At 50.0% G+C, this 14,205-nt stretch carries 13 protein-coding genes; 4 read left to right on the top strand and 9 right to left on the bottom strand.

The window, feature by feature from the left end; translation table 11 throughout:
- Positions 1-153 precede the first annotated feature (153 nt).
- Positions 154-834 carry a hypothetical protein gene (locus PGL02S_RS06420; RefSeq protein WP_036640484.1) on the bottom strand — a complete coding sequence of 227 codons (681 nt, stop codon included), beginning with the start codon at positions 832-834 and terminating at the stop codon, positions 154-156.
- A 259-nt stretch (positions 835-1,093) separates the two neighbouring features.
- On the opposite strand from PGL02S_RS06420, the gene PGL02S_RS06415 reads away from it, so the two are divergent.
- From PGL02S_RS06415 to PGL02S_RS06400, 4 genes are all read left to right on the top strand, one after another.
- A complete protein-coding gene (locus PGL02S_RS06415; protein WP_036640486.1) occupies positions 1,094-1,771 on the top strand; it encodes a response regulator transcription factor in 678 nt (225 codons plus the stop codon).
- Complete coding sequence (locus PGL02S_RS06410) at positions 1,768-3,150, top strand: sensor histidine kinase (protein ID WP_036640488.1); 1,383 nt, start codon at positions 1,768-1,770, stop codon at positions 3,148-3,150. Before PGL02S_RS06415 ends, PGL02S_RS06410 begins: the two co-directional genes overlap by 4 nt.
- Positions 3,151-3,268: 118 nt before the next feature.
- Positions 3,269-4,369, top strand: coding sequence for an ABC transporter permease (locus tag PGL02S_RS06405; protein WP_036640490.1), 1,101 nt, complete (start codon positions 3,269-3,271; stop codon positions 4,367-4,369).
- The gene (locus PGL02S_RS06400) at positions 4,369-5,067 is read left to right on the top strand and encodes an ABC transporter ATP-binding protein (protein WP_006207315.1); all 699 of its coding nucleotides are present in this window, start codon (positions 4,369-4,371) and stop codon (positions 5,065-5,067) included. Before PGL02S_RS06405 ends, PGL02S_RS06400 begins: the two co-directional genes overlap by 1 nt.
- 426 nt (positions 5,068-5,493) lie before the next feature.
- On the opposite strand, the gene PGL02S_RS06395 is transcribed toward PGL02S_RS06400, so the two are convergent.
- From PGL02S_RS06395 to PGL02S_RS06360, 8 genes are all read right to left on the bottom strand, one after another.
- A complete protein-coding gene (locus PGL02S_RS06395; protein WP_006207316.1) occupies positions 5,494-6,783 on the bottom strand; it encodes an adenylosuccinate synthase in 1,290 nt (429 codons plus the stop codon).
- 356 nt (positions 6,784-7,139) lie between these two features.
- Positions 7,140-8,504: a replicative DNA helicase gene (dnaB, locus tag PGL02S_RS06390; RefSeq protein WP_036640492.1), complete on the bottom strand. Its 1,365-nt coding sequence runs from the start codon at positions 8,502-8,504 to the stop codon at positions 7,140-7,142.
- Between the two features lies 1 nt (position 8,505).
- Positions 8,506-8,949: a 50S ribosomal protein L9 gene (gene rplI / locus PGL02S_RS06385; protein WP_006207318.1), complete on the bottom strand. Its 444-nt coding sequence runs from the start codon at positions 8,947-8,949 to the stop codon at positions 8,506-8,508.
- Positions 8,946-10,946 carry a DHH family phosphoesterase gene (locus PGL02S_RS06380; RefSeq protein ID WP_036640493.1) on the bottom strand — a complete coding sequence of 667 codons (2,001 nt, stop codon included), beginning with the start codon at positions 10,944-10,946 and terminating at the stop codon, positions 8,946-8,948. Before PGL02S_RS06380 ends, rplI begins: the two co-directional genes overlap by 4 nt.
- An 11-nt stretch (positions 10,947-10,957) precedes the next feature.
- A complete protein-coding gene (locus PGL02S_RS06375; protein WP_253806067.1) occupies positions 10,958-11,884 on the bottom strand; it encodes a DUF2232 domain-containing protein in 927 nt (308 codons plus the stop codon).
- Positions 11,881-12,183: a MazG-like family protein gene (locus tag PGL02S_RS06370; RefSeq protein ID WP_172964086.1), complete on the bottom strand. Its 303-nt coding sequence runs from the start codon at positions 12,181-12,183 to the stop codon at positions 11,881-11,883. Before PGL02S_RS06370 ends, PGL02S_RS06375 begins: the two co-directional genes overlap by 4 nt.
- A gap of 252 nt (positions 12,184-12,435) precedes the next feature.
- Complete coding sequence (locus PGL02S_RS06365; RefSeq protein ID WP_006207322.1) at positions 12,436-12,879, bottom strand: CBS domain-containing protein; 444 nt, start codon at positions 12,877-12,879, stop codon at positions 12,436-12,438.
- Positions 12,880-13,110: 231 nt separating this feature from the next.
- A complete protein-coding gene (locus PGL02S_RS06360) occupies positions 13,111-14,097 on the bottom strand; it encodes an LCP family protein (protein WP_036640496.1) in 987 nt (328 codons plus the stop codon).
- Between the last annotated feature and the right edge of the window lie 108 nt (positions 14,098-14,205).

The following is a 14,205-nucleotide window of genomic DNA, read 5'->3' as shown; positions in this document are numbered from 1 at the left end:
GTATACTTTAACATAGCCATTACAATCATTTCAAGTTTGTGAAAACAGCGAAAAACCCGCGCGCAGCACGGGTTTCCTGATTTTTTCCAATATACAACTTTCGCCAGTCAGTGACAAAACAGTGACAAACCGAGTCTGAAACCTACCAAACCGTTATTCTTTGAGCATCGAGATCAATTTATCGAATTCTTCCGGGTTCAAATATTTGGATATGCCCTCTTCGATCTCCGTAAGCTCCGCTGCCGTCAGGCCATCCTCCATGGCCTCGGATATCTTCTGCATTTCGGATTGGGGAAGCTTATTCATCAGCATGGTAAAAATCTCTTCCTTATCCGCCGTCGACAGACTTTCTTTCCGATCCACGATATCCGTCGGAGACATCACGATCTCTTGATCCTCCAGGGCGGAATCATCGGACTCCGTCGTAGTGGTCCCCATCACGGGCAGAGAATCTTCCGGTGCCTGATCATCAACCGGCGGCTCGTCCGAATCCCCCGATGAGCCTGTAGTCGCCTTGGTGTCCTCTTCTGTCCCTCCGCTCTGATCTGCCCCTGCCCCTGCTGTCAGATCATCAGATGCTGCACCCTGACCGGCGGGATCCTGTGCCTTCGGAATGTCCCCGCTGCTGCCATCTGGCTTAGAGCCTGAACCCATGCCCAGCATCGTCTTCATAATGCCTCCAACCCCCACCGACTCCGTCTCCAGTTGAATATTGAAACTGGCAAGAACAGATTGAAGATAAGCATTGACCACAATGCCCGTTGTCACAATCGTCAGTGTACTCACCAGTATGGCGGTAAGGCTGACCTTTAGCAGCCATTTCATCCAATTCATCCGTATCTCCTCCTTCCTCATGCATGCTCAGAAATGACATGACAATGATTGCTTTCTTTTTCCAGTATTGACGGCTCGGAATCGCTTCAACCGTTTTCTATCCATTTTTTCTACTTCTTATTTGATATATTTCATGATTCACGTAAATTCAGGCCACACTAGTCCCGTGTTGTGAAGGCAGGAATCGACCAGACCGGGGTATTTGTGATACATATATAGTCAATTGGAAACTGCATATGAAGGAGGGTTTATTCTAGTAATGATTCATATCTTAATCGCGGATGACGACGCGCATATTCGGGAGCTGCTGCAATATCATCTTCAATCGGAAGGGTATACGGTCTTTACAGCTGCTGATGGGAAGGAAGCCTCTGCTCGCTTGGCGGAAGAACAGATTCATCTGGCTGTTGTGGATGTCATGATGCCGAATATGGACGGCTATCAGCTCTGCGAGGAGATTCGGCGGTATTATGATTTTCCCGTCATTCTGCTGACGGCAAAGGATCAGCTCGTGGACAAGGAGAAGGGTTTTGCTGTGGGTACGGATGATTATCTAACCAAACCTTTTGAGCCAAAGGAATTATTGTTTCGCATCAAGGCGCTGCTGCGGAGGTATCAGATGGTGAGCGCAGATAAAATTCATCTGAACGAAACCACGATCGACCGCAAAAGCTATGAGGTTCAGGGACACGGAAAAGTGCTGATGCTGCCGATGAAGGAATTTGAGCTGCTCTCTCAGCTTGCAAGCTATCCGGACCGGACGTTCTCACGGGAGGAATTGATTCAGCTCATCTGGGGGACGGATTTTGAGGGGGATGACCGCACCGTTGACGTTCATATTAAAAGACTGCGGGAGCGCTTTGCGGACCGAAGCGGCGATTTTCAAATACGAACGATCCGGGGAGTAGGATACAAATTGGAGGCCTCGCCGCAATGAAGACCCTCTATTCGCGCATCGTGCTTACCACCATCGCTATTATGGTGATCAGCAGCTTGATTGCTTTTGTGCTGTCCAATCTCTACTACCAGTACAATCTTAAGCCTTATAACGACCAGAAGGTCACCACCATGGCCAAGGACATCGGGGATTTCTATGACAGGCACCCGGAACTCAATATTCATGATTATCTGCAGCACATCGGGCAGCTCGGCTATCAATTCTATCTGGTCAACGATCACGGCAAGGAGTGGCTTTATGGCGGTATCTTCCGTGAACGGGATCTCTCGCCTGAAACCGTGCAGCAAGTGCTGAACGGTACGGTGTACCATGGCATCGCAGAGTTTCCATCAGAGCTGTTCATTACCGGCTTCTTCGACAATGTATTAAGCAACTCTATCGGCATTCCGCTGCAGGTAGACGGCAGCCCTCATGCACTCTTCATCAGACCCGATATTACCGTCCAGTTCGGCGAAATGCGCATCTTCTTCTCGATCATTATGGCTATCGCCATCCTGCTGAGCATTCTGTTGGTTGGCGTCATTACGCGATATATCGTGAAACCCATCGTGAAATTAACCGAGGCTACACAGAATGTGGCAAAGGGCAATTATAACGTACAGCTGAATATCGCGAGAAGAGATGAGCTGGGGCAGCTCGCGGATCATTTTTCCCAGATGGCCAAAGGTATAGCGCAGCTGGAGCAGATGCGCCAGGAGTTTGTGTCCAATGTATCCCATGAAATTCAGTCACCGCTTGCCTCTATTCAAGGTTTTTCGCAGACGCTGCAAACCAAGCGCTTGTCCGAGGAACAGCAGCAGCACTACTTGTCGATTATCGAGGCGGAGAGCCGCCGGATGTCCCAGCTTAGCAAACAGCTCCTCATGCTGGCTTCCCTGGATAAAGAAGAAAATATCCTGGAGAAATCCACCTTCGACGTTGCCGAGCAAATCAAGCAGGTGTTGTTCCACACCGAATGGAGCTGGCGCAGCAAGGAATTGACCATGGATATGTCACTGCCATCTACCTATATCCACGGCGATCAACAGCTGCTGCATCAGGTATGGACCAATCTCATGACCAACAGCATTAAATTCACCGCTCCGGAAGGCATCATCTCGCTGCGTATCACAGGACAGGACAACCCATCATGCAGCATCGAGATTTCCGATACGGGCATTGGCATTCCGCCAGAACATCTCCCTCACATCTTTGACCGGTTCTATCGTGTGGATGAGGCACGCGACCGCTCCGAGGGCAGCAGCGGACTAGGTCTGGCCATAACCCAGAAGATTGTGCAGATGCACGGCGGACGCATTGAAGTAACGAGTCAGCCTGGAGAAGGAACCACCTTTACCGTGACCCTGCCCACCCTGTAGCTTAAGCCTGGTTCCAGTTCATGCGCTGTTCATATTCCATTCCTATACTTGTGGCATATCCCGTAGTGATCATACAGGGAGAAGATGCTACCCCATTACAGGAATGGAGATGAGAAACATGTTTCTTGCACTGCGCGAACTTCAACACGCGAAGCTGCGTTATTTGCTGATCGGCTTCATTATGGTACTGATATCCTGGCTTGTCCTGTTCGTCACCGGATTGGCTCAGGGGCTCTCTTCCGATAATGCCTCATCCATACAAAACATGAAGGCCGACTATCTGATACTCCAGGAAGAGTCCGACCATCGGATCAACCGTTCCATTCTGACCGATGAGATCTGGAGAGAGATCCAGCGGCATCCGGCTGGAGACCATGCCTCCCCGCTGGGGGTCCACATGAATACCTTGACCAAGGAAAGCTCCACCGCCAAATTCGACGCGGCTTTCTTTGCCATCGATATGGCGAGTATGATGGCTCCCAAGGTTGTGGAAGGAACCATGATAAACAATACGGATGCGGAACATGTGATGGCTGACCGCTCCCTGAAGGATGACGGATACCGGCTTGGTGACCGGATCGTTGATCAGGCAACAGGTGCCGCATTTACGATTGCAGCCTTTACAGAAGGACAGTCCTTCAGCCATGCCCCGGTCATTCACTTGAATTTTGAGGGATGGAAGGCGCTTCAGCCCAGCGGTTCACAGCAAGGGACCATCTATAATGCGGTCGCTCTGAATGGTAGTCCGGAGCAGATGGACGCCTTGGCTCAGGACATATACGGCATCGAGATCATAACGAAAAGCAAGGCACTGCAGGGGATTCCCGGCTTTCAGGAGGAGCAGGGCTCACTCGTAATGATGATTGTGTTCTTGTTTGTCATCGCGGCTTTTGTACTGGCTGTGTTCTTCTACGTTATCACGATTCAAAAAATGAACCAGTTCGGCGTCCTGAAGGCCATTGGAGCTGGAACCGGCTATCTCGTAAGGAATCTGATCTTTCAAGTGCTGACACTGACCGTGGTCAGTCTTGCCATCAGTATCGGTCTAACTTACGGGGTATCCCTCCTGATAGCCGGCGTCGTTCCTTTTTCCTTAACTCCTTCCGTTGTTCTGCTCTGTTCCTTGCTGTTCCTGGCGGTTTCCCTGATGGGGTCTCTGCTGTCGCTCTATCGTGTTATCAAGATTGATGCAATCGAAGCTATCGGGAGGGCTGCATAATGAAACAATCCAAACTGATGCTGGATCAGGTGAGTAAGGAATTCGGCGATGGGGATACGTCCGTTAAAGTGCTGGACCGCATTTCACTGGATATCAAGAGCGGTGAGTTCGTAGCGGTGGTCGGTCCTTCCGGGTCCGGCAAGAGTACCTTCCTGTCCATAGCAGGGGCACTGCTATCCCCTACGCAGGGGCGAATCTGGATGGGTGATCATGAAGTCACCAAGCTGTCGGCCAAAAAAATGAATCAGCTGCGGCTGAGCCATATCGGATTTGTCTTTCAATCCTCGAATCTCATTCCGTATTTGACCGTTCGTGATCAACTACTGTTAATTGCCAAGTTGGCCGGCCAGCAGGGCCAGGAACCAAAGCAGCGGGCAGACCATCTGCTTGAGCGCCTGGGCTTGTCCCATCGTAAGAATCATTATCCCGAGAGCCTGTCAGGCGGTGAACGCCAGCGCGTTGCCATTGCCCGGGCCTGGATGAACGACCCGGAGCTCATTCTGGCAGATGAGCCCACCGCCAGTCTGGATTCTGAACGCGGCCGGACCGTCGTGCAGATGCTGGCCGATGAGGTGAAGCTGCGCCAGAAGGCCGCCGTGATGGTCACGCATGACAAGCGTATGCTGGATCTGTGTGACCGGATTGTATATATCGAGGACGGCAAGCTGTCCGAGCAGCCGCAGCCGATTCTGCTGTAGAATGAAAAGACCGGATCCATCCCGACAAACCTGAGGATGAATCCGGTCTTTATTATGCTGAATGTGCAAACACATTCCGGCTCTCGAAGAAGGCCACATGCCCAATTGGCCGTATGGCTTCTGTCCCCCCTAAATCGAAATGACTGCATATATCCGCTGCCTTTAGCCCCAATTCCAAATAATCAGCGTGCTGTCCTCTATGTCTCTCTCCATTATAGGGTTGATGGACATACTGCTAGGGGATAATATCCTCAGACAAAGGGACAAATCCTTCCACTTTTGGGTCTTGTATGTTATTTCCGAGGTACAATCATAGATTTCATCCCAAATAAAAAGAAAAACCCGCATGGCATCGCCATTAGCAGGTTTCGCAATATATCTTCTTTTCCAAATTGGAATGGCTTCTACTCTTGTTCCAACTCGATATTATTTCTCATAAATCGGAAGCACCTGATTTGTCTGTTCCCGGTTGCGGCCTACGGAGAAGATGGAAATCGGAATACCAGTCAACTCCGATACACGTTCTACATAGCGGCGAGTATTCTCTGGCAGATCCTCCAGCGTCTTCGCTCCGGTAATGTCCTCGCTCCAGCCTGGCAGTTCTTCATAAATCGCTTCACATTCAGCCAGCATCTTCAAACTTGCTGGGTAATGTGTGATCTCCTCACCGCGGAATTTATAAGCGGTACAGATCTTAACGGTCTCAAGTCCGCTAAGCACGTCCAGGGAGTTCAGGGACAAGCCGGTAATGCCGCTTACGCGACGGGCGTGGCGCACAACCACGCTGTCAAACCAGCCTACGCGGCGGGCGCGTCCGGTGACGGTGCCGTATTCATGTCCTTTTTCACGGATATAATGGCCGATCTCATTGTCGAGCTCCGTCGGGAAGGGTCCGTCCCCTACACGCGTCGTATACGATTTAGCGACCCCAATCACTTGTTGAATCTTCGATGGTCCTACGCCGGAACCGATACATACACCGCCAGCAGAAGGGTTCGAAGAGGTTACGAACGGATACGTGCCTTGGTCGATGTCCAGCATGACCCCCTGTGCGCCTTCGAACAATACTTTTTGATTACCGTCAATGGCATCGTTCAGGACAACGGAAGTGTCACGCACATATTTACGAATGATTTCAGCGTATTGCAGGTATTGAATCAGGATTTCTTCAACCTCAAGTCCTTCCCCACCATACACTTGGGTAATCACTTGGTTCTTCTCCTTCACCATATGGCGAAGCTTCAATTCAAACTCTTCCGCATCCATCAGATCCGCGATCCGGATGCCGTTACGTGCGGCTTTATCCATGTAACAAGGGCCGATTCCCTTGCGAGTCGTGCCAATTTTGTTGGGACCTTTGCGATCCTCTTCCAGAGCGTCCAATACCATATGATAAGGCATGATAACATGAGCACGATCGCTGATTACCAGATTATCCGTGCTGAATCCATTATCATGAATATAATTAATCTCTTCAATAAGTGCAGCCGGGTTAACCACCATACCGTTTCCGATCACACAGGTTTTATCTTTATAGAATACTCCGGATGGAATCAAGCTAAGCTTGAATTTTTTACCGTCAATCAGAATGGTGTGGCCAGCATTATTGCCGCCTTGGTAACGGGCTACCACGTCAGCGCTTTCCGCTAAATAATCCGTGATCTTCCCTTTCCCTTCATCTCCCCATTGTGTTCCCACAACGACTACCGTTGACATAATCATTCCTCCGCCCGGGCTGTTACACCCTTATTATTTCACAAAACACTGATGTAATAAGCATTTCATTATGATTAAAAAACAACCTCACTGCATTAAAGCAGCAATAACAGTGTAACAGCCCCATTTTTTAAAGTCAAATACAAAAACGAACAATCGCACATCAGTGTGTACGATTGTTCGGAATTAGGACGAGATTATGGAATGATTTCTGCTTTATTCGGGAATGTGCAATAAGAAACGCCCTGAACTTACAGGTTGCGGCAGGTATTAGAGATTTTCCCGAACTTTACGACAAAGGCCACATGCGCCATTAAGAAACCAATAGAATCCTTGCTAACAAGCTGCCTCTGTCGTCACCCGGCTGCAAAGGCATCCGCATGCGTTCGCTCGTAATTAACGAACTTGTTAAAGTTCTTGAGGAACACCAGCTCTACTGTGCCTACGGGACCATTACGCTGTTTGGCAATGATGATCTCGATGATGTTCTTCTTCTCCGTTTCCTGATTGTAATAATCATCCCGGTATAAGAAGGCCACGATATCGGCATCCTGCTCAATTGAACCGGATTCCCGAAGGTCACTCATCATCGGACGCTTGTCCTGACGCTGCTCCACGCCCCGGCTGAGCTGTGACAGCGCAATAACCGGCACCTCAAGCTCCCGGGCAATCTGCTTGAGCGTACGTGAGATCTCAGATACCTCCTGCTGCCGGTTCTCGCCCGCCTTGCCGCGTCCATGAATGAGCTGCAGATAATCGATCAGTATCATGCCGAGCCCCTTCTCTTTCTTCAAACGGCGGCATTTTGCACGGATATCGGCAACCGTTACGCCGGGTGTATCATCAATGTAAATTTCCGCTTCCGACAGTGCCGCAATGCCCATGGTCAGCTTGGACCAATCGTCGTCACCCTTAAAATCCCCGTTCCGCATGACATTTGCATCCAGATTGGCCTCGGCGCAAATCATACGCTGAACCAATTGCGGCGCAGACATCTCCAGACTGAAGATGGCGACGGTTTCCTTAGCCCGGATAGCCACGTTCTGGGCAATATTCAGTGCGAAGGCCGTCTTACCTACGGACGGACGGGCCGCCACAATAATCAAGTCATTTCGCTGGAATCCACTCGTCATTTTATCAAGATCAACGAAGCCGGACGGAATCCCCGTTGTATTCCCGCGGTTCTGGTGGAGGACCTCCACCTTCTCAAATACTTCCATCAGCACATCGCGAATCGCAATGAACCCGCTGCCTGTGCGTCGGTTGGAAATCTCCAGAATGCGGCGCTCTGCTTCACTCAGCATGCCGGATACATCTTCGCCTCCTGTGTATCCCTCGCTGACAATCTGTGTTGCTGTTCGAATCAACCGCCGCAGCATCGATTTCTCTTCGATAATCTGAGCGTAATAATCCACGTTGGCCGCCGTCGGAACCGCATGGGCCAGCTTCGCTAAATAACTGACTCCTCCGATTTCCTCCAGTTGGCCTTTATCCTGAAGAAGAGATGTAAGGGTCACCAGATCGATCGGTTGATTGCCTTCTCCAAGCTGCACCATAACTTCGTAAATCATCTGGTGCGTTTTATCGTAGAAGTCCTCGGACTGCACCCGCTCCATCGCTGTGATCAGCGCTTCACTCTGCAGCAGAATGGCACCCAGCACCGCCTGCTCTGCCTCAAGGTTCTGCGGAGGGACCCGATCGAAATAGAGTTCTCCTCCCATATTACTCCTCCGTGATTTGAACCTTGACCGTCGCCTTGACGTCAGGATGCAGCTTCACCGGAACCTGGGTTACACCCAGACTGCGGATCGGATCGCTAAGTTCAATTTTGCGTTTGTCGATTTTGATCTTCTGTCCTGCCAGCGCCTCAGCGATTTGTTTGCTTGTGATTGCTCCGAACAGCCGGCCGCCTTCGCCTGCTTTGGCTTTCAGGACAACCGTCATCTCTTCCAGCTTCTTGCCAAGTGCCTGTGCATCTTCCTTCTCCTGAGCTTTACGCTTCTCCTCCGAAGCTTGCTGCTGCTCCAGGTTCTTCATGTTGCCATCGGTTGCCGGGCGAGCAACGCCGCGCGGAATCAGAAAGTTGGTAGCGTATCCTTCGGATACTTCCTTCACTTCACCTTTCTTGCCTTGGCCCTTCATATCTTTTATGAAAATGACTTTCATTCAAATAACCCCTCTTTCGCTTCGATGTCCGCCAGTACCTCCATCAACTTCTCCTCTGCCTTCTCAGGCGTCGTATCCAGCTGTACTGCGGCGTTCGTTAAGTGTCCGCCTCCCCCGAGACGTTCCATAATCATCTGAACATTCATCTTGCCCATCGAACGGGCGCTAATACCAATCTTGCCGTCGGTGCGTTCGCTAATAACAAACGATGCCTGCACATCCGTCATATTAAGCAGCATATCCGCTACTTGAGCGATCAGCAGCTGCGGCATGGGCTCCCCGTTCTTCGATACCGCAATAGCGATATGGTCATATACCATTCTAGCATGTTTTACGATTTCTGCCTTCGCTATAAATTCTGTCAGATCTTCCTTGAGCACCCGCTGAATCATCATCGTATCGGCACCGTGACGCCGCAGGAATCCGGCGGCCTCGAATGTTCTCGATCCCGTGTGCAGCGCAAAATGCTTCGTGTCCACCGTAATCCCGGCTAATAACGCGGTGGCTTCAACCGGGGTAAGGGATACCCGCTCGTGAATATACTGAAGCACCTCCGTGACCAGCTCGCAGGTCGATGAAGCATACGGCTCAAGATAGATTAACACAGCGTCGTTGATGAACTCTTCACCGCGCCGATGGTGATCCATGACAACGACCCGGCTGGCACGATGCACCAGACGCGGTTCCATCGTCATGGAGGCTTTATGTGTATCAACGACAACCAGCAGCGTATGCTCCGTCATCATCTGCATCGCTTGTTCTGTCGAAACGAATCGGCTCATCAACGCCTCATCCTTCCGGACCTCTTCCATAATCCGTGAAATGGATGGGTTCAATCCCTCCAGGACAATGTAAGCCTCAACCTTGTACATCTGGGCAGCTTTCAGCACGCCGATGGCTGCTCCGATCACATCCATATCCGGCAGCTTATGCCCCATAATGATGACTTTGTCGCTCTCCTGCATCAAATCACGCAGCGCATGGGAGATGACGCGCGCTCTTACCCGCGTCCGCTTCTCCACCGCATTGGATTTACCGCCGTAGAAGGAAAGACGCTGGCCCGCTTTGACTGCGGCCTGGTCTCCGCCACGGCCAAGAGCCATATCCAGACTGGATTGCGCCAGCTGACCGAGCTCCGTGATGTCATCAGAGCCGAAGGCAAGGCCGACACTTAAGGTTAATGGCACCTTCAAATCAGCCGTCATCTCCCGGACTTCATCCAGGATCAGAAACCGGCTGTTCTCCAGTGCTTCCAGAGATCTGTGGTTCAGCATCATTAGATAACGATCCGACGAAAGTCTCCGCAGATAAACATTAAATTCACGTGCCCAATCCGTGATCTCGCTGGTTACCTTTGCAATCAGCGCGGTCCGCTGCTGATCATCCATGCCCTGCGAAGCCTCATCGATGTTATCCAACATGATGATGCCCAGGGCCAGACGCTCATCCTCATAACGCTGCCTTAGCACCGCCAGCTCGGTGATCTCATCCAGATAAATCAGTCGTTCATCCGGAATGACCGTGGCTCCGTAGAACTTATCCTCGTGAGAGATCTCCAGCCTGATTTCCTTCGGCATTTTCTCCTTGTGTTCCTTCTTCTCTTGGGACTCCTGCAACGCTACCACCAGCTGGGGAAACAGCTCCTGCAAGGATACGCCAACCAGAGTCTGATTCGGAAACATGTTGACCACGAATTGATTATGCCATTCCAAGGTCCTGTCCTCGCTGTACAGCACAATGCCAAATGGCAGCACACTGACGGCTTCACCCTCTACCCGCTGAATCCGGAATGAGAGGTCACCGATGTAATCTACCAGCTCGCGGCGGAACTTCATCTCCGTCTTCAGCATGGCGTATCCGCCTGTTACCGCAAGCAGCAGCCCGACCAGGCCCAGGATCGTGTTGTAGAACGACAGGAAAATAACAAGCAGAAGCACTAGCGCAAACGCCCAGACGGTATGATAGCCGTGCCAGCGCTTCTGCAGAAATTTAGGCATGACTCATCACCCTATCTTTTGTTTTTACTAAAGGCCTGACGAAGTGGAAACGCCAGATCCAGGATTCCGATAATCATAGCCGGCGGGAACAGAACAATCGGGATAGCCGTCAAGAGCGGCACAATCGGATGCCATTTCCGCTCGTGAGCGAGGTAATAGAAGAACCCCAGCGCTTGAATCATGAAACAGATCTGCAGCAATGGCGTAGCATTGGCCACAATCATCTTCATGAAGGTATTGTCCGAATCGATGGTTGCAATATTGATGAAGAAAATAAGCAGGTAGTACCAGATCAGGGAGCGCGGCAGCATCCATTCTCTAGCCGGCTTCAGCCGAGGCACAGACAATCCCATGCTATGGAGTGTAGGGCGAGCCAGCGCGTGGGTTACCACGGTCATGAGAAACGAGCTGATAATCATCGCAAATGGAACCAAGCGCATCGTCTGATCCTTAATCAGCTGCGTATCAAGCTCCGTTCCCAGGAACTGACCACCGATCCCGCCTTCAACGCCCATCTCCGAAAGCGGAGCGGTCGTCATTTTCACGATCTCATCCACATAATCCGACAGGTTTAACTGGAAGAAAGCTGTGCTGATCATCAGCAGCAGAAGCATCTCCACCAGCATGACAGCCATGCCATACTTCAATACTTGCATTGCCGACTTCCGCTTCCTGTACAAATACCCCATAATAATTCCCGGAACCGCAAAATAAATCGCGAATAACAGATAGATGGGATCAATCAGAAGCGCAATAAGCCACACCGGCACCACATGCATAAAAAAAGATTTTGTATTCAAAGCCGTAAATAGAATCGCAACCGGCAGAACTAACAAGAAAGCCGTTACGATCGAAAAGGGTGTGAGTAATGATAGCAGCAGAAGCAAATAAATAACGCTCCATACCGCCGTAGTCCAGCGCAGTTTCAATATGTTCACCTCTTACGCAAATGTTCTTCGAGTGCGGAAATATCCTGGTACCAATCTTCCAGCTGATGTCCTTCCTGCTTATGCTTTTTCAATTTTTCTAACAAGAGATCATCCATATCCCGATAGGTCAAGCCGAGCCTTCGGCCCAGTATGTACGAGCTCATCATCAGGCTTGCCAAACTATCTCCAACCTTTGTAGTGCTGCCTTCCCATAGAGCTTTGAATAACCGGGATACATTATCGATTACTTCGGTTTTGAGCCATTCAATCACTTTAGCGCGTTTAGCTACATCCAAGTCCTTCGGCATATTTGGCATATCCATCTCTCCCTGAAAACAGCTTTATTCTCCATTATAGCATAAAAAAAAGCCACCCACACAAAGGCCCAGGGCACCCTGTCCATCCTTTAGTCCCATGGGAAAGAGATAACCTACCTTCTCTTTGTACTCCAATTGGGCCCAGCTTATTCCCCCGACTTCTGATCTTTTGGATAACTATGAAAAAACAGGGCGTGTTACCCACGTCATCATCGCGGTCCCACACCCTTGTTATTTACAATCCTAGATGGATTGAGGCGCCCCTTGGGACTCCATCGTCTCCTTGGAAACAAACCGTTCACAGTACTCAATAATGAGGCTTCTGCGCACAATCCCGATAAAGCGATTCATATCATCCACAACTGGCACGAAGTTCTGCACTTTTGCCAGATTAATCAGATCCTCCATCCGGGCGTCGATGGACACCGGCTTCATGTCCATGCGGAAAGGAACATCCTTCAGCAAAAATTTCGAAGCGTTCTCAAATGTGATTTTGCCATCCGAGTTCTTCATATGCCACAACAGATCCCCTTCGGTCACCGTTCCAGCATACTCGCCGTTCTTACCGAGTACGGGCACAGCCGTATATCGATGAAACTCCATTCGTTCCAGCGTCTGCCTGAGTGTGGAATCCAGCGTTAAACAGATTACTTCCTGCTTCGGCAATAGAAAAAAAGCGATATTCATAAAACATTATCCTCCTTATGACTTCAACATCATGAAGCCATGTTAAGTAACCTTCTCTTATGAAGCCTAGGTATGCAGGTTACTCCTTCCCCTATCCATACTCATACATACGTTAGCTTCATCGATCTGATTCCCTTGTATAGGGCACAAAATCAGCAGCCAGACAACCCGGACTGCTGATTGAGGTGAAGCAACGCACTATGACCATCATCCGGAAGTACCGGTGTTTATTTATTTCAGTTTTTGCTTCTCTGCATCTTTTGGCTGCAGCAGTTGGTTGGCCGGTGTGTTCGGATCCATCCAGCTGTCAATCAGATCGCGGGCTTCCTGCACATCTTCCATATCGGGTTCATTATAATAAACACCGCCTATTTTCATGCCTTCGCCCATAATCGTATAGCTGGTCATATCCACCTTGCCTCCGGTCAGCATCTGCTTGGCCAGATCAATAATGAACTTTGGCTGCATGTCGGTTTGGAAATTATCACCCATGATCTCAATCAGCTCCGGCACCTTGCCGATCTGATCAAGCTTCATGACCCGCTTGGCAGCGACATCCAGAAACACCTGTTGTCTCTTCGCCCGATTAAAGTCGCTATCTTCACGGTAACGCACATAATTCAAGGCTTCCTCACCGTTGTAAATCGGCTTGTTTGCCTCGATCGTAAATTTCTCGTGGTCTTTGCCTTTATTGACGATATCCTTGCCAATCGGCAGTTCAACCCCGCCAATGGCGTCAACCACGTCCTTCAATCCCTGAAAATTAATGGAGGCATAATAGTTGAGGTCCTCCTCAAAAAATGCTTCCATCGTATCTTTGGCCATCTGATGACCACCAAAGGCAAATGCGTGGTTAATCTTATCCTTCTTGTCCTTACCGATAATATCGACATACGTGTCCCTTGGAACTGAAATGAGCAGCACCTTGGAATCCAGTGGACGCACAACTGCATAGATCAACGTGTCCGAACGCGCAGGCTCATCCTCCCGCTGGTCACTGCCCAGCAGCATGACAGAGAACGGTTCGCTTTGAAGTACTACAGGCTCGGGTGTCTTGTCGCTCTGCAGCGGTTTATACGATTTCTGCAATGATTCCTCTACATCCTTTGCCATAAACAAATCAAAGGCTACAACCGCAAGCTGTGTTCTGAACAAAAATGCGGATGATCCCAGCAGTATGACAATAGCGAGAGTAATATATATTGATTTCCTCTTCATGAGTTCGATTCCTTCTTTATTATAAAATAAATTAATGGATAAGTCAGATCGTTAAAGGCCCTTAATTGCACCCAAAGCTACTTGGCTCACCCTCCTTTCCTTATTAAA

Source organism: Paenibacillus glucanolyticus NBRC 15330 (assembly GCF_004000885.1).
Classification (GTDB): Bacteria; Bacillota; Bacilli; order Paenibacillales; family Paenibacillaceae; genus Paenibacillus_AQ; species Paenibacillus_AQ glucanolyticus.
The sequence above is the reverse complement of the archived record's forward strand: the minus strand, read 5'-3'. Positions and strand labels throughout refer to the sequence as shown.

What these genes read in the sequence shown, in the direction of transcription:
- PGL02S_RS06420 (WP_036640484.1), bottom strand. Translation starts at nt 834, where the DNA reads ATGAATTGGATGAAATGGCTGCTAAAGGTCAGCCTTACCGCCATACTG.
- PGL02S_RS06415 (WP_036640486.1), top strand. Translation starts at nt 1,094, where the DNA reads ATGATTCATATCTTAATCGCGGATGACGACGCGCATATTCGGGAGCTG.
- PGL02S_RS06410 (WP_036640488.1), top strand. Translation starts at nt 1,768, where the DNA reads ATGAAGACCCTCTATTCGCGCATCGTGCTTACCACCATCGCTATTATG.
- PGL02S_RS06405 (WP_036640490.1), top strand. Translation starts at nt 3,269, where the DNA reads ATGTTTCTTGCACTGCGCGAACTTCAACACGCGAAGCTGCGTTATTTG.
- PGL02S_RS06400 (WP_006207315.1), top strand. Translation starts at nt 4,369, where the DNA reads ATGAAACAATCCAAACTGATGCTGGATCAGGTGAGTAAGGAATTCGGC.
- PGL02S_RS06395 (WP_006207316.1), bottom strand. Translation starts at nt 6,783, where the DNA reads ATGTCAACGGTAGTCGTTGTGGGAACACAATGGGGAGATGAAGGGAAA.
- dnaB (WP_036640492.1), bottom strand. Translation starts at nt 8,504, where the DNA reads ATGGGAGGAGAACTCTATTTCGATCGGGTCCCTCCGCAGAACCTTGAG.
- rplI (WP_006207318.1), bottom strand. Translation starts at nt 8,949, where the DNA reads ATGAAAGTCATTTTCATAAAAGATATGAAGGGCCAAGGCAAGAAAGGT.
- PGL02S_RS06380 (WP_036640493.1), bottom strand. Translation starts at nt 10,946, where the DNA reads ATGCCTAAATTTCTGCAGAAGCGCTGGCACGGCTATCATACCGTCTGG.
- PGL02S_RS06370 (WP_172964086.1), bottom strand. Translation starts at nt 12,183, where the DNA reads ATGCCGAAGGACTTGGATGTAGCTAAACGCGCTAAAGTGATTGAATGG.
- PGL02S_RS06365 (WP_006207322.1), bottom strand. Translation starts at nt 12,879, where the DNA reads ATGAATATCGCTTTTTTTCTATTGCCGAAGCAGGAAGTAATCTGTTTA.
- PGL02S_RS06360 (WP_036640496.1), bottom strand. Translation starts at nt 14,097, where the DNA reads ATGAAGAGGAAATCAATATATATTACTCTCGCTATTGTCATACTGCTG.